Origin of the sequence: Mesorhizobium sp. (assembly GCF_004962925.1) — a bacterium.
Classification (GTDB): domain Bacteria; phylum Pseudomonadota; class Alphaproteobacteria; order Rhizobiales; family Rhizobiaceae; genus Mesorhizobium.
In genome coordinates, this window is record NZ_SUEO01000092.1 from 1 (window position 1) to 19,100 (window position 19,100).

The 19,100-nt window shown below is 59.6% G+C and carries 21 protein-coding genes and 3 pseudogenes; 6 read left to right on the forward strand and 18 right to left on the reverse strand.

Annotated elements, in window-relative coordinates; genetic code table 11:
• From E5W87_RS18680 to ccoN, 7 genes are all read right to left on the reverse strand, one after another.
• Positions 1 to 962 (reverse strand): heavy metal translocating P-type ATPase (locus tag E5W87_RS18680; RefSeq protein ID WP_292400542.1); only part of this gene is annotated, 962 nt, incomplete at its 3' end.
• A complete protein-coding gene (locus E5W87_RS18685) occupies positions 959 to 1,456 on the reverse strand; it encodes a FixH family protein (protein WP_292400545.1) in 498 nt (165 codons plus the stop codon). The genes E5W87_RS18685 and E5W87_RS18680, both read right to left, overlap by 4 nt.
• Positions 1,453 to 3,012: a cytochrome c oxidase accessory protein CcoG gene (gene ccoG / locus E5W87_RS18690; RefSeq protein ID WP_292400548.1), complete on the reverse strand. Its 1,560-nt coding sequence runs from the start codon at positions 3,010 to 3,012 to the stop codon at positions 1,453 to 1,455. The genes E5W87_RS18685 and ccoG overlap by 4 nt, the downstream gene beginning before the upstream one ends.
• Before the next feature lie 187 nt (positions 3,013 to 3,199).
• Positions 3,200 to 4,063: a cytochrome-c oxidase, cbb3-type subunit III gene (gene ccoP / locus E5W87_RS18695; protein WP_292400550.1), complete on the reverse strand. Its 864-nt coding sequence runs from the start codon at positions 4,061 to 4,063 to the stop codon at positions 3,200 to 3,202.
• A 2-nt stretch (positions 4,064 to 4,065) separates the two neighbouring features.
• On the reverse strand, positions 4,066 to 4,215 hold the full coding sequence (locus E5W87_RS18700) for a cbb3-type cytochrome c oxidase subunit 3 (protein ID WP_292400552.1): 150 nt from the start codon (positions 4,213 to 4,215) through the stop codon (positions 4,066 to 4,068).
• Between the two features lie 12 nt (positions 4,216 to 4,227).
• Positions 4,228 to 4,959 carry a cytochrome-c oxidase, cbb3-type subunit II gene (gene ccoO, locus E5W87_RS18705; RefSeq protein WP_292400555.1) on the reverse strand — a complete coding sequence of 244 codons (732 nt, stop codon included), beginning with the start codon at positions 4,957 to 4,959 and terminating at the stop codon, positions 4,228 to 4,230.
• Between the two features lie 11 nt (positions 4,960 to 4,970).
• Positions 4,971 to 6,581, reverse strand: a complete 1,611-nt coding sequence (gene ccoN / locus E5W87_RS18710) for a cytochrome-c oxidase, cbb3-type subunit I (RefSeq protein ID WP_292400558.1) — start codon at positions 6,579 to 6,581, stop codon at positions 4,971 to 4,973.
• A 253-nt stretch (positions 6,582 to 6,834) separates the two neighbouring features.
• Between ccoN and E5W87_RS18715 the strand changes: the two genes are divergently transcribed.
• Positions 6,835 to 7,245, forward strand: a complete 411-nt coding sequence (locus tag E5W87_RS18715; RefSeq protein WP_292400594.1) for a hemerythrin domain-containing protein — start codon at positions 6,835 to 6,837, stop codon at positions 7,243 to 7,245.
• A gap of 2 nt (positions 7,246 to 7,247) precedes the next feature.
• Here the strand turns inward: E5W87_RS18715 and E5W87_RS18720 are convergent, their stop codons facing one another.
• Positions 7,248 to 7,976, reverse strand: coding sequence for a Crp/Fnr family transcriptional regulator (locus E5W87_RS18720; RefSeq protein ID WP_292400561.1), 729 nt, complete (start codon positions 7,974 to 7,976; stop codon positions 7,248 to 7,250).
• 162 nt (positions 7,977 to 8,138) lie between these two features.
• Here E5W87_RS18720 and hemN point away from each other — a divergent pair, with 162 nt between their 5' ends.
• Positions 8,139 to 9,488, forward strand: coding sequence for an oxygen-independent coproporphyrinogen III oxidase (hemN, locus tag E5W87_RS18725; protein WP_292400563.1), 1,350 nt, complete (start codon positions 8,139 to 8,141; stop codon positions 9,486 to 9,488).
• Positions 9,489 to 9,495: 7 nt separating this feature from the next.
• On the opposite strand, the gene E5W87_RS18730 is transcribed toward hemN, so the two are convergent.
• Positions 9,496 to 9,975, reverse strand: a complete 480-nt coding sequence (locus tag E5W87_RS18730; protein ID WP_292400565.1) for a potassium channel family protein — start codon at positions 9,973 to 9,975, stop codon at positions 9,496 to 9,498.
• A gap of 108 nt (positions 9,976 to 10,083) precedes the next feature.
• On the opposite strand from E5W87_RS18730, the pseudogene E5W87_RS18735 reads away from it, so the two are divergent.
• A pseudogene (locus E5W87_RS18735) lies at positions 10,084 to 10,563 on the forward strand (hypothetical protein); the annotation flags it as partial.
• 981 nt (positions 10,564 to 11,544) lie between these two features.
• Here the strand turns inward: E5W87_RS18735 and E5W87_RS18740 are convergent.
• The 4 genes from E5W87_RS18740 to E5W87_RS18755 form a co-directional block, all read right to left on the reverse strand.
• A complete protein-coding gene (locus E5W87_RS18740) occupies positions 11,545 to 11,829 on the reverse strand; it encodes a PilZ domain-containing protein (protein ID WP_292400568.1) in 285 nt (94 codons plus the stop codon).
• Between the two features lie 183 nt (positions 11,830 to 12,012).
• Positions 12,013 to 12,366 carry a TadE/TadG family type IV pilus assembly protein gene (locus E5W87_RS18745; protein WP_292400571.1) on the reverse strand — a complete coding sequence of 118 codons (354 nt, stop codon included), beginning with the start codon at positions 12,364 to 12,366 and terminating at the stop codon, positions 12,013 to 12,015.
• Between the two features lie 40 nt (positions 12,367 to 12,406).
• On the reverse strand, positions 12,407 to 12,847 hold the full coding sequence (locus tag E5W87_RS18750; protein WP_292400574.1) for a TadE/TadG family type IV pilus assembly protein: 441 nt from the start codon (positions 12,845 to 12,847) through the stop codon (positions 12,407 to 12,409).
• Between the two features lie 6 nt (positions 12,848 to 12,853).
• Positions 12,854 to 14,206: a pilus assembly protein TadG-related protein gene (locus E5W87_RS18755; protein WP_292400577.1), complete on the reverse strand. Its 1,353-nt coding sequence runs from the start codon at positions 14,204 to 14,206 to the stop codon at positions 12,854 to 12,856.
• Between the two features lie 219 nt (positions 14,207 to 14,425).
• On the opposite strand from E5W87_RS18755, the gene E5W87_RS18760 reads away from it, so the two are divergent.
• Positions 14,426 to 14,698: a hypothetical protein gene (locus E5W87_RS18760; protein ID WP_367118839.1), complete on the forward strand. Its 273-nt coding sequence runs from the start codon at positions 14,426 to 14,428 to the stop codon at positions 14,696 to 14,698.
• 289 nt (positions 14,699 to 14,987) lie between these two features.
• Here the strand turns inward: E5W87_RS18760 and E5W87_RS18765 are convergent, their stop codons facing one another.
• The 5 genes and pseudogenes from E5W87_RS18765 to E5W87_RS18785 form a co-directional block, all read right to left on the reverse strand.
• Positions 14,988 to 15,239 carry a DUF6074 family protein gene (locus tag E5W87_RS18765; protein WP_292400581.1) on the reverse strand — a complete coding sequence of 84 codons (252 nt, stop codon included), beginning with the start codon at positions 15,237 to 15,239 and terminating at the stop codon, positions 14,988 to 14,990.
• 264 nt (positions 15,240 to 15,503) lie between these two features.
• Positions 15,504 to 15,989 carry a helix-turn-helix transcriptional regulator gene (locus E5W87_RS18770; protein WP_292400596.1) on the reverse strand — a complete coding sequence of 162 codons (486 nt, stop codon included), beginning with the start codon at positions 15,987 to 15,989 and terminating at the stop codon, positions 15,504 to 15,506.
• A 455-nt stretch (positions 15,990 to 16,444) separates the two neighbouring features.
• Positions 16,445 to 16,663 (reverse strand): hypothetical protein, encoded by a 219-nt coding sequence (locus E5W87_RS18775; RefSeq protein ID WP_292400583.1) that lies wholly within the window; start codon positions 16,661 to 16,663, stop codon positions 16,445 to 16,447.
• 3 nt (positions 16,664 to 16,666) lie between these two features.
• Positions 16,667 to 17,011, reverse strand: coding sequence for a hypothetical protein (locus tag E5W87_RS18780; RefSeq protein ID WP_292400586.1), 345 nt, complete (start codon positions 17,009 to 17,011; stop codon positions 16,667 to 16,669).
• An 88-nt stretch (positions 17,012 to 17,099) separates the two neighbouring features.
• Positions 17,100 to 17,809, reverse strand: a pseudogene (locus E5W87_RS18785) (ParA family protein).
• Positions 17,810 to 18,508: 699 nt separating this feature from the next.
• On the opposite strand from E5W87_RS18785, the pseudogene E5W87_RS18790 reads away from it, so the two are divergent.
• Together E5W87_RS18790 and E5W87_RS18795 are read left to right on the forward strand one after the other, a co-directional pair.
• Positions 18,509 to 18,911, forward strand: a pseudogene (locus tag E5W87_RS18790) (MobC family plasmid mobilization relaxosome protein).
• 3 nt (positions 18,912 to 18,914) lie between these two features.
• Positions 18,915 to 19,100 (forward strand): hypothetical protein (locus E5W87_RS18795; protein WP_292400589.1); only part of this gene is annotated, 186 nt, incomplete at its 3' end.

Here is a 19,100-nt window from a genome sequence, read left to right on the forward strand (position 1 = left end):
ACACCAGCCTGCACGGGCTCGCCTGCTGCAACGCTTCGGGGCGTGCTCTCGCCCGAGACAAGCGAACAGTCCAGATCCGATGCCCCTTGAAAGATTTTACCGTCGACGGGTATCCTTTCGCCGGCAGCAATCAGCAGTTGCATCCCTGGTTCGATCTCGCCAACCGGCAGATAGTCGCGTGCGCCGTCGCCGCGCAGCACCATGGCACCACGCGCCGCAAGCTGCGATAGGCCTTTCACGGCGGTCCGGGCACGCTCCCGCATGAAATGATCCAGCGTGCGGCCGATCAACAGGAAGAACAGTAGCGATACCGACGCGTCGAAATACGCGTGATCGCCATGATTGATCGTCTCGTAGAGGCTCATGGCGTAGGCAAGCGACACCCCGACCGCGATCGGCACGTCCATGTTCATGCGGCCGTGGCGCAACGCATTCCAGGCCGAGCGGAAGAAGATGCCGCCGGCGAAGGCAAGTGCAGGGATGGCGATAAGCGCCGAGACCCAGTGGAACAGGTCGCGGGTAGCGCCTTCAGCACCGGACCAGACAGAGACCGAAAGCAGCATGATGTTGCCCGCCGCGAACCCGGCAACCGCGACCGCGCGGATCAAATCCGATAACGTCCTGTCCTTGTCGCCGACCTCGGAAGGGAAGAGATGCGCCTGGTAGCCTAGCCGCCCAAGCGCGACGACGAACGGTGGCACCTCGTCACCACGCCACCGGACCGAGACCCGTTTCGTCGACAGGTTGACGCGGGCGCTCTCGACGCGATCGAGCTTTCCCAGCGCCGTCTCGATCGTCTGGATGCAGGCTGCGCAATGAACCGTCGGTGCTGAAAGATCGGTCTGGCGAAGACCATCGCCAAGCGAGCGGCTCGCCAGCCTGATCTCCTGGCTGGATGGCAGGACCGATGTGGTGCTGCCCAAATCCAGCGCCATTTCAGCGCCTGGTGCACAACAGCTCATTTCAGCGCTCCATGGGAAATGATGATCCTGCGGACGTCGCGGTAGGGCTCTGCCAGACCGGCATCGGCGTCGACCTCGACGATCCAGACACCGTCCTTCGGCATATGCTGCGCGGCAAATTCCTGGCCCGAGGCGAGGGCGAGGATGACGGCCTTATCCTCTTTCTCGTAGGCGGGATGGCGAAACAGCACCTTGACGCCATGCAAGGCAACCGGCTTGCCGGCGACATCGGTGAGGCCGTAGCGGACTTCGCCCCAGGCGATGGTCAGCTTGCCGGTCCAGCCGAGCGCTGCCTGCGCGCGACCTTCCTCGGCCTTCTTGTTGAATTGCTGGCTCGCCACATAGGTGTTTTCGACGACGAGGCCAGTCCAGCTTGTGCTGGCGAGCGTCGCCATGGTCAGATTGACCCCGATGACCACCCCGAAAAAGGCAAGGATGATGGCCAACATGTGCCTGCCGGTGAATTCGCGAGGTTTTTGAGCGTTGGCGCTCATTTGGCAGTCTCCGGCGCGTTGAAGGTGGCGGTGTATTCATCCGACTCGAAGCTCGCCTTATCCTCGACACGGAACTTGAAGGTCTGCGCTGTGCCGTGGATTTGATCCGCCGGCTGGCGCACGAAGACCTTCAGCATTTTCAGGCGGTCGGGTTCGACCGGAATGGCGAAAGAACGGCCTGCCGGTATGTCGTCACCGACCACGCTCATCTCGGCGCCCGGTAAGCCCTGCATCGTGACGATGATCGTCCTTGGCTCGGGGATCATGTTGAGCAGCTTGACGGTGTAGCCGTTGCGGATCGAGCCGTCGGACAGCGTGACGAATTGCGGATTGCGGTCGTGCAGCACGTTGATTTCGAGCCGGTCGCGCGTCAGCAGCGAATAGAGCAGACCCAGGCCGATCAGCGACCACAAACCCATGTAGACATAGGTGCGTGGCCGAAAGATCTTGCGAATATGGAAATGCGCCACCTTGTCGGAGAACGGGCCATCAGCGGTCCTGACCAGCGACGGATTGACGGAACAGGAGCCGCCCGCGGTCGCCAGCATCATATTGGTATTGTAGTCGGAGAGCGTCGCGTAGGAGATCAGCCCGCGCTCCCTGCCGAGCTTGTCCATGACGCCGTCGCAGGCATCGATGCAAAGCGCGCAGGTGATGCATTCGAGCTGCTGGCCGTCGCGAATGTCGATCCCCATCGGGCAGACCGCGACGCAGGCATTGCAGTCGATGCAGTGGCCGACGGACTGCCCTGCGGTCTGCACCTTCTTGGCGTGACGCGAGCGCGGTTCGCCGCGCCAGTCATTGTAGGTGACAGTGAGGGAATTCTCGTCAAGCATGGCCGCCTGGATGCGCGGCCATGGGCACATGTAGGTGCAGACCTGCTCACGCATCAGGCCGCCGAACGTGTAGGTGGTTGCCGTCAAGACGGCGATGGTGATGTAGGCGACGGGTGCGGCGGTGCCGGTGAAGAGCTCGCCAACCAGCATCGGTGCATCGGCGAAATAGAAGATCCAGGCGCCGCCGGTCGCCACACCGATGACCAGCCAGATCGCGTGCTTCGATATGCGCAGCATCAGTTTGCGGGCGGTCCAGGGACCGGCATCGAGCTTCATGCGGGCGTTGCGGTCGCCCTCGATCGCGCGTTCGACGACGAGGAACAGATCGACCCACACCGTCTGAGGGCATGTATAGCCGCACCAGGCGCGGCCGACAGTCGAGGTGATCAGGAAAAGACCGACGCCGGCCATGACCAGGAGGCCAGCCACATAGAAGAATTCCTGCGGCCATATCTCGATGAAGAAGAAGTAGAAGCGGCGGTTGGCGAGATCGAGCAGCACGGCCTGGTCCGGGGCAAACGGGCCACGGTCCCATCGCAACCACGGTGTCAGGTAGTAGATGCCGAGCGTGATCGCCATCACCAGCCATTTGAACTGCCGAAAGCTGCCCGAGGCCCGCTTCGGGAAGATCTTCTTGCGCGCGGCATACATTGGCTGGCGCACTTTGGCGGAGTTGACCGCCTCGGCTTCGAGCCGTTCTACCTGCGTATTGTCCAGCACATGAATCTCCACTCGCGCCGCCGGTAATCCGCCCAGGCCTGGGCTGCCAGCGTAAGGAGTCTTTGCCGCAGGTCGGGGCAAGGCGCGTTGATGCAGGTCAAACCGGTTGCCGGATGCAAGTCGAGGCCCGGCATTGCCGGGCCTCGTCGCTTGGTTGGCGGAGGGCCGGGAATAGGGCCCCCGCTTCCTATTCCCCGCCACCAAGCGAATGGATGTAGATGGCGAGTTCCTTGACTTTGGTCTCGCCCAGGCGCCCGCCCCAGGCCGGCATGACGCCCTGTTTCGGTGCACGGACCTGGACGGCGATGGCTGTCTCGCCGGATCCATAGAGCCAGATCGCATCGGTCAGGTCGGGAGCGCCGAGTTCCTTGTTGCCCTTTGCATTGTCGCCATGACAGGCCACGCAATTGTCGGCAAAGACCTTGGCGCCGGGCTCGACGAGGCTGACATCCTGGATCTTTCCCGACAGGCTGGCGACGTAAGCGCTGACCTGAGCGATCTGGTCATCGGATATGATGTCGCCAAAGGCAGGCATTTCCGACAGGCGCGTGTCCGGATCGGACGCGAAGCGGATGCCATGCGTGATCGTCTGCTGGATCTGCTCGGCCTTGCCGCCCCACAACCAATCGTCATCGTTGAGATTGGGAAAGCCCTTGGAGCCCTGGGCGCCGGAGCCATGACATTGTACGCAATTGACCTTGAAAGCGGCGCCACCGGCAGCGACCGCGAATTCACGCAAGCCATCGTCCGCGGCAATCTCCGAGACGCTTTTGGACTCTACCGCCGCGACATATTTGCCCTTGGCGGCTTCAGCCGCAGTCAGCTCGTCCCTGACCTCGTTGCGGCTTGAATAGCCGAGCACACCCTTCGTCGCCGAGTGCAGCATAGGCCATGCCGGATAGGCGATGGTGTAGCCGATCGCCCAGACAATAGTGACGTAAAAGGTCACGACCCACCAGCGCGGGAGCGGGTTGTTCAGCTCCCGGATGCCATCCCATTCGTGGCCGGTGGTCTCGACGCCAGAGATTTCATCAATGTGCTCGTCGCTCATGATCACTCGTCCTCAAGGGGAATCCGGGCAGCTTCGTCGGCCAGCTTGCGGCTGCCGGGGCGGAGCGCGAAGGCAACTGCGCCGACAAAGAAAAGCGCCATGGCGACCAGACCCCAGCTGTCCGCAAACTCTCGCATCAAATTGTAATCCATGGATAAAACTCCTCAGCGGTAGCCGGCGGCTTCGTCGTAGTTCTTGAAATCGACCAGCGTGCCGAGCATCTGGAGGTAGGCGACGAGGGCATCCATTTCGGTGACCTGTTGCGGGTTGCCGTCGAAGTCGCCGATCTTGGCTTTGGGGTAGCGGGCTTCGAGGCCGGATGTATCGGCGTTGGGATCGGCTTGCGCCATCAGGTCGACATTGGCGTGGGCGATCATGTCATCGTTGTAGGGGACACCGACACGGCTGTTGGCGACCAGATGCGTCGAGAAATCCTTCACTTCGATCGGCGCGTCTTTGAGGAACGCGTAGCTCGGCATGATCGATTCCGGCACCACCGAACGTGGGTCCGCAAGGTGCTCGACGTGCCATACATTCGAGTAGCGGTCGCCAACGCGGGCGAGATCCGGCCCGGTGCGCTTCGATCCCCACTGGAAAGGATGATCGTACATCGACTCGGCAGCCAGACTGTAGTGGCCGTAGCGCTCGACTTCGTCGCGGAACGGCCTGATCATCTGGCTATGGCAGAGGTAACAACCCTCGCGCACATAGATGTTGCGCCCGACAAGTTCGAGCGGCGAGTAGGGGCGCATGCCTTCCACCTTCTCGATCGTGTTGTCGAGATAGAAGAGCGGTGCGATCTCGACGATGCCGCCGACGGTCACCACAAGAAGAGAGCCAACGAGAAGAAGCGTGGCGTTCTTCTCGATGATTGCGTGTCTATCCATCAAGCCCATTGTCTGGCTCCTTATTCGGCAGGCTGAAGGGCGGGAACCGAGCCGGGCATCGGCTCCTCCTCACGCTGGTATCCGAGGATGGTCATGGTGATGTTCCAGGCCATGATCAGGGCGCCGGAGAGGTACATCGCCCCGCCGATGGCGCGCATGACATAGTAGGGGTGCATGGCGGCGACGGTTTCAGCGAAAGAGTAGACCAGGAAGCCTTGCTCGTCGTATTCGCGCCACATCAGGCCCTGCATGACGCCGGATACCCACATCACCGCGGCGTAGACGACGATCCCGAGCGTTGCCAGCCAGAAGTGCCAGGTGACGAGCCTCAGCGAGTAGAGCCGTTGACGGTTCCAGAGCTTCGGCACCATGTAGTAGATCGCGCCGAACGAGATCATGCCGACCCAGCCGAGCGCACCGGAGTGCACGTGGCCAATGGTCCAGTCCGTATAGTGCGACAGCGAGTTGACCGCCTTGATCGACATCATCGGCCCCTCGAAGGTCGACATGCCGTAGAAGGCGATGGCCATTACCATCATGCGGATGATCGGATCGGTGCGCAGCTTGTCCCAGGCGCCTGACAGCGTCATCAGGCCGTTGATCATGCCACCCCATGACGGCATCCACAGCATGATCGAGAACACCATGCCGAGCGTCTGCGCCCAATCGGGCAGGGCGGTGTAGTGCAGGTGATGCGGCCCGGCCCAGATGTAGAGAAAGATGATCGCCCAGAAATGGATGATCGATAGCCGGTAGGAATAGACCGGCCGGTTCGCCTGCTTGGGCACGAAGTAATACATCATGCCGAGGAAGCCGGCGGTCAGGAAGAAGCCGACGGCGTTGTGGCCATACCACCATTGCGTCAGGGCGTCCTGGACACCGGAAAAGGCGGAATAGCTCTTGGAGCCCATGAAGGAGGCCGGCATCGACAGGTTGTTGACCACGTGCAGCATCGCGATGGTCACGATGAAGGACAGGTAGAACCAGTTGGCGACGTAGATGTGCGGTTCCTTGCGCTTGAAGATCGTGCCGAGGAACAGGATGAGATAGGCGACCCAGACGATGGTCAGCCAGATGTCCACATACCATTCGGGTTCGGCGTATTCTCGGCTCTCGGTGATGCCGAGCAGATAGCCGGTCGCGGCCATGACGATGAAAAGCTGGTAGCCCCAGAACACGAACCAGGCGAGATCGCCGCCGAACAGGCGCGCGCGGCAGGTGCGTTGCACGACGTATAATGACGTGCAAAGCAATGCGTTGCCGCCGAATGCGAAGACCACGCCCGACGTATGCAGCGGCCGCAAACGGCCGAAATTGAACCAGGGCTGGATGTTGAGATCGGGGTAGGCGAGCTGCAGCGCGATGACCACGCCGACCAGCATGCCGACGACACCCCAGAACATGGTGGCAATGGCGCCGTAGCGGATTGGACCGTCCATGTAAGCGGATGGGTCGATCGGAGCGGCCATTTCGAAGTTCGCGGTGCGGATGAGGATGGCAACAAAACCGAGCAACACGAAAAACAACACCCACATATGCTGCCGGAAAGGCTCATCCACACCGAAGCCTGCGGCCACCAGAGCCGCAAATGTGAAAAGGCCCAAAGCAAAGATTTGAGTGCCGAACTTCATAACATGTCCCCGACCTCGGATTCCGATGCGCGGACGCTAATCCGCGTGAACACCAATTCAGCAGTCGGCTCGTCGCCGCCTTGATCCATGTCAAAGCCATTTGCTTTTGGATTGGGCAGCGTCGGTTTCGCAAACGATCAGGAGGCTGTCATTGAACAGGAAGAGGGAGCTGGAATCGTCGTTGCTCGAAACAAGCCGCGAAAGTTCGATACTGGCAGTTCGATCTGGGAGAGAGGCGGTTCCCGCGGCGGTGATGAAACGTGCGCATCTGGAAAAGCTGCAGCTCTGTGAAGCTCTGGAAAGGATCGCAGACACGTTGCCGAAGGTTGATCGTTTGAAATGCCTGAGCACGGCAAACGCGATCGTCCCGCTGTTGCGAAACATTCATCAATACGAAGAGACGATGATCTTTCCGGCCTACGAGGCTGCTTTGACCAGCCGCGACGCTAACCTGGCTTCCACCCGGCGATTGCGCGCCGAACACGTCGAAGACGAATGCTTTGCCGGCGAGGTTACTGAAATTCTGCTGGCGATTGGCCATGGCGAGACAGTCGAGAATGCCGAGGCTGTCGGCTTCATGCTGCGCGGCTTTTTCGAAGGTCTGCGCCGGCATATCGCGTTCGAACGCGAACACGTGTTGCCCATGATTGGAATCGTCGATTGATCCTAGGCGCCGGAGCGTCGCTGCAGCCGGATCAAGCTGTCGACTGTAACATGCCGATTGTTCTCGATCCGGATCACGCCGTCTGATCGCAGCCTCGTCAGCTGGCGGCTAACCGTCTCGATCGTCAGACCAAGGAAATCGGCGATGTCGGCGCGGGTCAATGGCAGATCGAAACTTGTCGACACGGCGGCCGGGTCAAGCGTGGGATCGATGTTTCTGGCGATCATGAGAAGAAAGCTCGCCACCTTTTCCGAAGCACTCTTGCGGCCCAGCGTCACCATCCACTCGCGGGCGTCATCGAGTTCGTTCAGCGTCTGCTTGAAGAGACGATGCTCCAATCCCGGCGACTCCTTCATCATCCGTTCAATGGCGGCCTTTGGGAACGAGCACAGGGAGACTGTGGTTGCGGCTTCAGCGTTGATCGCGCTTTCTACCTTGAAAGGCCGTCCCAGAAAATCGGGTGCGAACTGCAGGCCGACGATCTGCTGGCGTCCGTCCGAGAGGCTCTTCGTCAGCTTCACCACGCCGGAAAGCACGTTCGAATAGCTGTCGACGGTCTCGGCGTCGCCAATCAATTCCACGCCCGGTTCAACGGTATGCTTCGATGAGGTCTTGGCGAGGCCCACCAATTGTTCAGGATCGAGCGCACCGCAAACGCCATGGTGCCGCGCTTCGCATGATTGGCAAAGCACGGGAATGCCGGCGCTGTGAACATCCTGACGCACTGTCATCGTGGTCGTCCGAGGAACCAAAAGTACCGGCAGGATATAGCATCGGCCCGAGAAATCTCTTGCGGCAGTTTGTCCGCAGCGAGTTATCGTTGACCGAGATCAAGGTTCGCCGTTGTCCGATGTGAGCAGTATCGTGTGGTACAAATCGGAGCGGACAGCGACATGCGGGCAGATTTAATCGCCAGGCTTGGTGAGAACGTCCCACGCTATACGAGCTACCCGACGGCGCCGCATTTCCATCCAGGCGTTGATGCCGCCGTTTGTCGTGGCTGGCTGCAGGCGCTCAACGAGGGCGACGAGATCTCGCTCTATCTGCACATCCCCTATTGCGACAAGCTTTGCTGGTTCTGTGCCTGCCATACCAAGCAGACACGCCACTACGAGCCGGTGAGGGCCTATCTTCGCTCACTGCATGCCGAGATCTCTACCGTTGCCAGACTTGTTGGAGGCAAGGGCCGAGTGCGTGCCGTCCATTTCGGCGGCGGTTCACCGACGATGCTCGAACCGCAGGATATGGTGGCGCTGGCAACAGTGCTGCGCAACAGCTTTGCATTCCTTCCCGGCGCCAAGATCAGCGTCGAAATCGAACCCAACGATATGGACGAAGCCCGCCTCGACGCACTTGCCGAAATCGGCATGACGAGGGCGAGCCTCGGCGTCCAGGATTTCGATCCGAAGGTGCAGAAGGCGATCAACCGCGAGCAGAGCTTTCTGCAGACCAAAGCGGTAGTCGAGGGCGTTCGTTCGCGCGGCGTCGAATCCGTCAATCTCGACCTGCTCTACGGCTTGCCGCATCAGACCCGGGACAGCGTCGCTTCTACGGTCGCGCAGGCACTGACCCTGGAACCGGACCGGATCGCGCTTTTTGGCTACGCGCATGTACCGTGGTTCAAGAAACATCAGACGATGATCGACGAAGCCTGGCTGCCCGGTCCGGCGGAGCGCCTTGCTCAATCGCAACTGGCCGCGCAGGCGATCGTGGACAATGGGTACGAGGCAATCGGGCTCGACCATTTTGCCAGACCGGGCGATGCGCTGGCAATTGCGGCACGCGCCGGGGCTTTGCACCGGAACTTTCAAGGCTACACCGAGGATCGCTGCGAAACGTTGATCGGCCTCGGCCCGTCGTCCATCAGCCAATTTCGCCAAGGCTATGCACAGAACATGCCGTCGACCGCCGAGTATGGACGCGTGGTCGCAGACGGTGGTCTGGCTGCGGTCCGTGGCATTGCGTTTTCCGACGACGACCGCGTTCGCGGCTGGATCATCGAGCGGCTGATGTGCGACTTCGCCTTCTCCGCGATCGATTTGGTGGAGCGCTTTGGCGAGCAGGGCCAGCGGCTCCTCCTCAAGGCAAGTTCCGTGGCCCTTAACGATCCTGCCCGGTTGCTCGAACTCGATGGCGACAATTTCGTCGTCCCTGCGGAAAGTCGCCCGTTTGTCCGCAGCATCGCGGCGAGTTTCGACACATATTTCGAAAGCGGCAAGAGCAGGCATTCGGTCGCAGTTTGAACACCGGTCAGAAATGCTCCCCGGCCTTGAACGGGCCGATGCGGGTTCCCGCCGCGATCAGGTAAGCGGTCGACCAGCCTATGAGCAGGAAGCCGTTCACGCCCTCGAGCGCCGCCAGCACGCGCCATCCATGAGCGGGTACGATGTCGCCGTAGCCAACGGTTGAGAAAGTGATAGTCGAAAAGTACAAGGCGGTTTCGAAATCGGCGAAGATGTCGAGCAATCGGTAAAGCCCGGCCCAGAGCCAGACCTCTGTGGTTATAACGGCAAAGAGCCCCATCACCACGCTGATCATTGCGACGATCCGGCTGCGGCGCCCATGCATGCGAAACCGGGCGGCTAGATATCCCATTGCATGCGTGACGGCGATCAGACCAAATGTATGGACCAGGATCGTCAGACTTATGACGACGGTGCCGATGAGCAGATTTACAATCATGGGCGGATCATAACGATCGAACTCACCGCACACGTTGTGCGAGATCAAATCTGGAACTTAGCGTATGCCATATGTGACTCTTTTGGCGGGGCAGCGTGATGTTATAGCCCGAAAACCAATTCGCCGAGTCTTGTCGAATGATGCCGAGCAGACTCTCGCCGAGCCCTGGCTCGCGATCACGAGCGATACCTGGGCCATCTTCCAGAGGCGCTTCAGCTGCCCACAGCGCGCCAGGTTGCTGCACACTTCCTGCGTGGCGCGGTTGAACTCAACAGGCGCTATCCCGACCGCACAGGCTGCTTGGGCGTCAACGGCGTCTTGGCGGGCTCGGACGACGCCGAAACTATCCGCCAGGCCCTGATTGAGTATCGGGCCACCGGCGAAGCGATGCTTCGCGAGCGGTTCGAGAGGGCAAAGGCAGAGGGTGATCTTCCGGAAACTGCCGACTGCGCAACCCTGGCCGCGTATGTCATGGCGGTGACACACGGCCTGGCCGTGCAGGCAAAAGCGGGTTTCCGTCGTGACGTTCTCCAGGAGGTGGCCGAGCAAGCCCTTGGCTGGCTGGCCAGAGAATGCCCGCTCACGTCAGGCAGCCGCTCATGGTTCTTGAGTTATGAGAGGCTGGCCGAGCGGTAGGATCGTCCGCTTCGGACCGATAGCTGCCCCGCGCTTGTCCGGCGTCAGTGTCTGCTTCCGTCCCTAGCCCATCCGGAAGCGGCCAGTCCGCTAACGGCCCAACCGAGACCTCCAATACCACGCTGCTGATCGCTGTCCCTTGGGGCGCGAAACTGGCCTCCAGGGTCGGGTAGCAACGCCGCCTTCGGGTTCGATGTTCACACTCTGTGCTTCGAAAGTCGCTTAAGATTGCAGTGCGGAACTCAACGGTGACCTGTGCCCGGGTCGCCTTTTGCAAGGAAGCTGCTCGTGGAACTGTGGAAGTACGTGACCGCAGGGGTCGTCATCGAAAGTGCCGTCATGAAGGCTGCCTGACGAGACCACAGCCTCGGTGGATCCAGGAGAGCGGACCGAGATCCCAGCTGGCTGGAATGCCGTATCAAAAGGCGGGTCTCGCCTTCTGGGCCCTGCCGCCGCAAGCGGGATAGTGGTGCAGCCGCCCCAAGCGGCGACAGGTATCACGTCTTCTGACGGTGATCCCAGCAGGGGCGTCTCTCGGCCAATTTCTTTTTTCTCGCATAAGACTTGAGCGCCAGGAAGGGACCCTTCGATCTTCGCCCTTGCAGGTCGAAGGCAGTGATGAATCCATTGCGCGGATGCGTAGCCATCAATGAATCTTATGCTGGGGTTGAGTTCCTGAAGCCTGCCACCACCCCGAAGCATTTCACGCAAAGTGAGATACAGGCACGATTAAGGAAATGAAGGGGAGCGACGGCCGCGCTGGTCCGTCCAACCGAATTGGCGCCCCAGACCGTATCCGGAGCCGGCTGCGCCCAGATCCCCGGTGACTCTTCACGCTGGGACTAGCGACGAACCAATGCTTGCTGGGCGGCCACTTTGTGCGCGGGCCGGCATCACAAAATTCTGGACGAGGAATTAAGGCGCCGAAAGGACGGGCCTAAGAAGGCCGGACTTCGTCGACGACTAGAGCGCAGTTCAGATTTAGCCGTAGTGCCAATGAGGCTTTGGCTCGGTGCCGGTGAACATGACGCCGATGCGGTCCTCGCGACGCCAGCGGACCACTGCCTTGTAGGCAATGCCGTCGGTCGGCACATAGAGCAGGAACTCGTCGGGCACGCGTGCGTCGATCGAGACCTTCAGTTCGGCGCCGTCGTCATGCATGTTGCGCACCGTGCATGTGACCTCGGAACGGGTCATGCCGGTCAGGATTGTTGCGCCCTTGAAGACGCGCTGCCTGCGTTGGCCCCTCTGTTCGTCTTCAGCCATTTCGTCTAATCCCCGGCGACCGTAGCTTCATGGGGGTTTTGTCTGCCAGATAATTAGGCTGCCTGATGAACATAGCGTTATCGTCAGCTGCTGCTGCGACTTTGCATCTAAGCGGAAAGGAAGAGCTTCGCTGTAGGGTTTTTGATGGAGAACTAGCCGCGGTGCCCGACTCGAATGAGGCTCTTATGTTCCAATCAACGGGACTGTGACTGTCGTTGCGTAATCTATCGGATACCGATCGAAATATGGGAACTCGATGACGAAAGCATAGGTGGCGGTCAGATGCGCCATGCGGAAACCGCCGTTGGGGGGATCGATCCCAATCGTCACTTTGACGTCTTTCAACCCTAAAGCCAGTAATTTCTCTGTGGCAATGGCTTGTATCTGAGCCTGCGTCAGCGAGTTCTTCATCTGCAGCGCACGCGAGGACGTTTCCAGCGTGTACCGAACACTTGACATGGCGTTCAGAGCCCAGCCGAATGCGAAAATCCCGAACAAAAGCATCATCAGAAATGGCGCGAGCAGCGCGAATTCCAACGCAGCTCCGCCTGACGGATCACGCTTAAATGCTCTTCCCTTAGCGGACACGAATCACCTGTTGATGCCTAAGCTCGCGCGAGAAGGAAAACACGTCAAAGCCGAAGGGCGGGGACCAGGTGGCTGTCGCCTGTATTTCAACGAAGACCGAGGGAGCTTTCAAACCGTCGCACAGGATCGATGGATCGGCCATGGTGCTCCCACACATGTATGTGCGCCTTAATACAACTTGCGCGTCGTCGGGACGATTTTCCCAGCTCGAAAGGGCGACGGCTTGGGTTGCCGCGTCGTTGGCTTCTCCTTGCATCACAAGATTTGCTGCCGTTTTGACGCCTGCACGCATCGACAACGAGCTTGATACGAAAGACCAGCCGTTAATGACGCCAAGAAGTACCAGGCAAAGGATCGGCACAACCAGCGCAAACTCTACCGCCGCAACACCCGAATCGCTCCGAAGAATCCGAACTGGTCGCCATTCCACGGAGGATTACTCGACAAGCCGAACGGACTGCGTCGCAGGAATCTCACGCATCCCGAGGCTGGTGCAATCCTGATTGATGCTTGTGTTGCCGGACCACTGCACGGTGCTGCCGACGACTTGCGTGCAACCATTTTTGCCCGAGAAATTGCCCAGGTAATTGACCGCCTGCGTTGGAAAATACAGGGCGCCGGTCAAAAGCGAATCCGCCGTGCCATTGAACGTGTTCGATCCCGCCAGGTTTGCTCTGTCGGCGTAAAACAGCACACCCGAATAGGTGCCTGATGTTGGTGCGCTAAGCTTGACGGTGGCAGTGCCGTTCATGGTGACGCCGGAGCTGCCGGCCAGATAGATGATAACTCCCTCGCCGGAAATGTTTGCATTCGAGTTCGCTTTGAAATCGCCTCCCTGAATGACGTATACCCCGGGCGAGAGCGTTACACTGCCGCTCAAGCTGAGTCCCCTGCAGTATGTTCCAGGTTGCAACGTCGACTGGTTGCCGTTTTGACAGGGGTTCGTGGCCGGCGGCGCCGGAAGGTCGGCAAAAGGATCGGCAGCGGGCAACGCCTGGGTTATCAGGCTGGTGCAGACGGTCTTCACAGGATTGGCCAATGACAACCCACCGGCCGATATCAGGCAGTCGACATCAAGGCTTGCCGATCCCTGAAGTTTGATGGCGTCCGCAGCTATTGAATTCGACATGACGGAGCAGCCCGTCAATTTTGTGGTCGAACTGCCGGAAAAGAGGGCCGCTTTCGAAGCAGAAGGATTGAGCGCCAGAACGCAGGCCTTTGAAGCATCCGTGATAAGAGCCACCGCCCTTGCCTGTGCGCCAACCTCGTTCTGCGTGAATATCGATGTAAAAAACCGATCGAGGTTTTGGTGAACGATGACCTCGACAGCCTTTTTCGCCACGTTTGGGCCGGACGACGGGGGTGTGAAAACTTCAATGATGCCTGTTGACGCTGCAAAACCGTTCGAGGCTGCTGAAAGCGTCGCGGCGGAGACAATCGCGGGCTTGTCGGATCCCGAAACCTTTTCCAAAGCGCCAGCGTAAGCTGCCGCGTCGGCCACCGCCTGTAATTTCAAGCTACTATAATACCAATAGGAGGTCTCGACCCCGAGACCCGCACCGCCAACAACAATCGGCAAGGACAGGGCAAAAATAATGGCAACGTTGCCGCTCGTGTCGATGCCTCGTCGCCGACAGCGGACAAACTGCCTCAAGATACGGGCGCCCCATTCCATGCCGGTATTTAAGGAAAGATGGATGAAGGAATGGCTAAGGATTTCACTCCATTTGAGATGTCCGCTCGCTGGGGCGGCCGGCACGAGCTCCGGGCGGCCGCACTCGGCGATCACGCCGCTATTCGCTGCTCTCTGCAGCCGGCGATAGTGTGAGCCTTTCGACGGTCTCAATGATTGCCTTTGTGAGTGCTTCGCCCTCGGGGAACATCGATGACGACCGGCTGATCGTGCGCAAGCTCGGCGTGATCGGGCGCTGCCTCGCGGCGACGCCAGACTATCTCGACCGCAGAGGACCGGCCGCGGCGCCCGGAGCATCTCGCCGACCACTATTATCTGCTTTACGCCCACATCAGGAGGCGCGATGTCGTGCCGCTCACCGGCACAGGCGGCGAAAAGGCCGAGGTGCGAATCCGGCCAGCCTCGCGCTCCGAAAATTCACTGCTCAATCATCAAGCGTTGCTGTCCGGCGTTGGCATCGGCCTCGGGCACAAGATGATACTCGATCCCCTCATCGCTGAAGGCCGGCTCGAACATGTGCTGCCGGACCGGCACTACGCGCCGCACCACGTGCATGCGTCTACCCATCGAGCCGCTTCATTCCGTTAAAGGTCATGCGGTTCGTTGCCGGCTTCGCTGACCCCTCGCCGCGATAGGTGCGTTCATCGAAGACAAAAAAGCATATACATCCAATGAAGTGATGCCGGCTTAGTGGTGAAGTCTGACGTTTGTAAAGATTGAACAATTTCCGCATCGCCGCCCGAGGGCATATTCGCGCAGTTTCGACACCCACGATTCATCTGCATTGAGAAACGTTGCATTTGACGGGATACAGTGGTGGCATGCCTGCGGAGTCCCGGGGTGTCTCCAGACGGCAGTCCTTCGTCGTGAGCCGATGCTATTGTGCAAGTTTCGCAGCACTGCGGGTGGCTATATCGCCTAAGACAGCATGAAGAAGTGTTCCAACTTCCTGTTCGGCGATGCGGGGTGCAATTCCTGATTTGGACAGTTGAATGAGAATCGTCTTGGCGGTGCTGCGCCAGAAGGCATTCGCGTCCTCCCCATTCTTGGATTCGAGGACCCGGGCGATACCTTCAACCAATTTCCGCCGCCGATGCAGCGGAAATGCGCTTATGTTTGAATCACACATGGATCACCTCACCCGTTCAGTCTCGCGAATAAGCGTTGGCGGGCTAAAAAATTCGGTTAACAGCGCCCAAGCTCGGTGGAAGTTTCCGCGAATTGCCACTGGACGCGGCGAATTAATGCCACGTCACCACCACCTCTCAGAATTCAGAAGGGAAGCTCAGGATGTATTCAGGCAAAAAGGCGCCTGGCCTAGGAATCATAGGTTGGGCAGCGAATCGGAGAACCCGCGCAGATTCATCGCAGCGCGAGGCGCCGAGGAGCGTCCTTATTCGGCCTGCTGTATTTCCGCCGCCGCTCCGTCTGCGGCACGTTCCAAGGCGACCATCTTCTTTACCAGAGCCAGCAGATCTCGCTTGGTACCGTGCGGTAGAGACACGACCTGTTGCGCGAGTTCCATGGTGTCGCGGGCTTCCTCCGGCGTGCGGCCCCATAGATGCGGGGCAGCGCTGAACAGCATTTCCATCGGCATGAACCCGAGGATCTCGCACAGGTGGATCATGCGCGTGACGTGCATTTTTGAGAATGCGCGTTCATAGCGGCCATAAACCTGCATCGAAAGGCCAAGCAAGGGCGCGAGCTCGGCGCGCGTCAGATCCTTGTCCTCGCGCGCCTTGCGGATGAAGGCGGCAATTCTTTCATCGATTTCGCCGAGGGTTTTGATGCCTTCGAACCCCGGGCGACGGAAAACAGCCTTGTCGATCTCGGGATCGGTCGTCTCAACCAATTCCATTTTGTTTTTATAGGCGTCCATATCCTTAGCCACGTCCTCTCCCTTCTTGTTTTTTTCCAGTCGCGGACAGGGCGACGACCTCAATCAACATTTGAAAACGGGATTGCCCCAAGCACGCCCCGGCACTCGCTTGCACAGCAATTTTCCAGAAGCGGGAAATGAGGATAGTGCTTTCCGCTACTCGCAATAAGCAACCATCAGGGCCGTGCTGCCCTCGCCTTGTAGGGTTCTTTCCAGCGGAAGCCTGCATTCATAACGCCTTTGAGCTGGCGCGGAGATAGGCACCGCCCACTGAGAGAAAATCAGCGCGCCTTGGCTGCAACCATTCGCCAAGTACCCGGCTTTCCCTCGAACACAGCTTCGACAAGTTTTTCCCCATCGACCCACCCCAGACGCGCCAGGAGTTCGCACGCGACAGAATCTTTGCCAATACTAATACATCGCTTCACGGTAACCGTCGATCCAGTCCCGTGCATTCAGATATCCCAATTGGATAAGCGAAACAGCTCGCCCTTGGCGGTTTCGTCAGATGGCCGGATGGACGCATCGAGAGCGGATTCCGTAAGCCCGTTCAATGAGGAAGCGGCTTTTGAGCTTTCACTAAAGTGGATGCCTTGGCGACCGACCCACGGTGCGGCATAGATGCCAATAAGGATACCAATCGTCGTCTTGAGCAGGAGGCTTCGACCGCCCATGGATCAATAGCCGTTGTCTCGGAGAAACTGGTCGATGGCTGCCTTTATAATCATCGTCATCTTGATGTCGTTGTCGAAGGCGGCCTTTTGCAGCCGCATCTTCGTGTCGTAGTCCAGCGGGCAATTGACGTAGTGCTTGGCTTCCCGCGCGTGCGCTCGTTTGAGGTCGCGCAGGCGGTAGCGTCCCTCCTCCTGAGCCAGAGCACGTTCGATCGCCTTGCTCTTGCGCTCTTCACCGCTCGGGTTCGGCAGACCGCGCCGCGGCCGTTCCCTTGTCGCATCCGCTACTGAAACCGGCGCCGCTGTTGGTTCCCGCGCAGCCGTTCGCGCCTCTGCCTCTTCCGACACAGAGGCTGGTTTCGTTGTGGCTTTGGATGTGGCTGGCTTCGGCCGTCGCGGTGCGATTGGAAAGTCAGAGACGGACAGTTTGCCTGGTTTAGACATTTCCCACCTTTTCTTGGCTTGCCGCGAGATGGCGATCGAGCTCCTCCACAAACGCCGCGACCTCCGCGCGACCCTTCATGACCGGGTCGGTCAGCTCGAGCATCTGCAAGGTGCCGAGGCCGTTACGGATTTCGCGGTAGCAATTGCGTTCGGTGAGCTCGGTTTCCATCAGCGTCGATTCATAGCCGTCGCGAAGATTGGCGATGAACGGACGGATCAGCCTGTAAGCCTCGAGAACGCGCCCCGGCAGGGCGATGCGCGTCACCACGTTGACGTGGGGAATCGCGCGCCCCTCCCTGTCGCCAATATCCGCCGTGATGGTGGCGGCTTCGCCGGCCGCCTTGATTTCATCCTGGTTTGGCTGAATTGGCGTCAGCACCAGGTCGGAGTTGCGGATGATCGTATCGCAGATGACGCTGTCGACGCCCGGTGAGTCCATCAGGATTACGTCGTAGACGCCGTCTTGTTCGGCAAGCAGGTTTCAATGCTTCGCTGCGTTGCCGCGCTGTGCAGTTCGACGTTGGCCGGAAGATTGTCCTTGGCCTCACATCGCTTCCACCATTCGGCGAGGTTCTGGCGCGGATCGGCGTCGATCAGAAGAATCTTCTTTCCCTGAATAGCGTACTCGCCGGCAACGAGGATAATGACCGTCGTCTTCCCGGCGCCGCCTTTTCCGCTGATCGCGCAAATCCTTCGAGGCATGTCTGGTCCCTCTTTTGCCGTCCCCAAAGCCGAACGCGGCTGGCCGTCGCCACCTTCATGCGTCCTCTTGGGCAGCATTTCCAAACGAAGTGAGTGCTTCGTTTCGCATGGCGTTTTTACACCACGCGATCACACCTTCACTATCCTAGCGTGTGATACTTCAATCGCATCTTATTTTCACATCATACGTCGCGGCATGTGAACACATCGTGTGAACAATTCGTGTGAAATGGATCGGCCGTGTGCTGCCGTTTGACCATCCTGGAAGTCTCCACGGTCGCCCAATTTGTCCTGTAGACCGATGAAGTCAGCACCCGGCCTTCCCGCTCCTTTTGTGGTGAACCCCGGAGCCGCGCGAAGGCCGTCTGTGACGCTCGCAGTCCGCCAGGGCGAAGAGCGGAGCGCCCCTTGCGGGCGAGTACGAGGGGCACACAAAGGCCGACAAAAGCGGTCCTGGAGGTGTGAACCCTGGAGAGCGTTTTAGCGTTTGATTGGGCAGGGCGTCCGTCCCTGCCCAAGGTTTCGATGTGGATGAGCGAAGAGTGGGCCGCTCGAAAAGTTTGGTTTGATTGAGTGCAAATTTCACGCCTATTGATGGTGGTGGCAGGGTACGGAAAAATGTGCGACATTTTTCCCGACGATCGAGGAACAAGCCCTCGATGCCTGCCGCAAGCGCCAGAGAGAGGGGCCTAAGGCTAAATGGACGACGCGAAATTCGAGGTCCGGCTCGAGCCGGACCGGAAGGGTCGAATGGTGCATGCCCGCGTCAGCGCGGACGAATATGCGGCGATCGAAAAGGCCGCCAAGGCGGCAGACATGACGGTTTCCGGATTCTTCCGGTCGCTGGTCATCGAGGGGGCGGGCGCTCGGCCATTCCTTACTGAGGAAGACCGCCTCGTGATGGCATTGCTGCTGGAGGATATGCGCGCGATCGGCGTGAACCTCAATCAGGTCGCGCGGGCGCTCAACAGCGGCAAGGGCGTTCATCCGAGCGACGTCGATATTCAATCTCGGGAACGTGCAACGCGTCCAAGCGGCCGTTATGACGGAGTTGCGATCGCTGGCGAAGCGCGCCGGCCACAAGCGGCGAGGGGAGGGGTAAGGCGTGGAAATCTTCTTCGGCGCATTCACGAGCGAATGGGAGCATCGCCGTGCGGCGTTGCTGCATGAGCTATCGCTTGGCGAGAGGCGCCGTTCGTCGGCCGAAGACGAAATGAGGCGTCGATTGAAAGCGATGGCCGAGCTTGGCGGCGGAGGTGGTGCTGGTGGCAGCCGGCCGAAAATGCGGCGG